The organism is Burkholderia sp. SIMBA_051 (assembly GCF_046534915.1).
Lineage (GTDB): Bacteria > Pseudomonadota > Gammaproteobacteria > Burkholderiales > Burkholderiaceae > Burkholderia > Burkholderia ambifaria.
On sequence record NZ_JAWRXS010000323.1, the window covers coordinates 1 to 269 of the forward strand.

The following is a 269-nucleotide window of genomic DNA, read 5'->3' on the forward strand; positions in this document are numbered from 1 at the left end:
GTTGTGCCTGAGCCTGCTGCTGAGCCGCTTGCTGTTCGGCCTGCTGTTGTTGCGCTGCTGCTTGCTGCTGCGCGCTCAGGTTAGCCGGTTGCGCGGTATCGACGACGGGCTGCTGTTGCTGCGCAACGGCCGCCGATTGCACCTGGTCGCTTTGCTCGCCGTTGCTCGACGCCTTCGGGAACAGCCCCGTCACGGCCGCCGTCGCCACCAGACTGGCGACGATGACGGCGCCCGCCGCCACGGCAATGAGGGGATGAAGGCGGCGCGGT

General features: G+C 68.4%; 1 pseudogene. It reads right to left on the reverse strand.

Annotated features, from left to right (window positions below):
• Nucleotides 1–269 (reverse strand): annotated as a pseudogene (locus SB771_RS34710) (hypothetical protein); the annotation flags it as partial.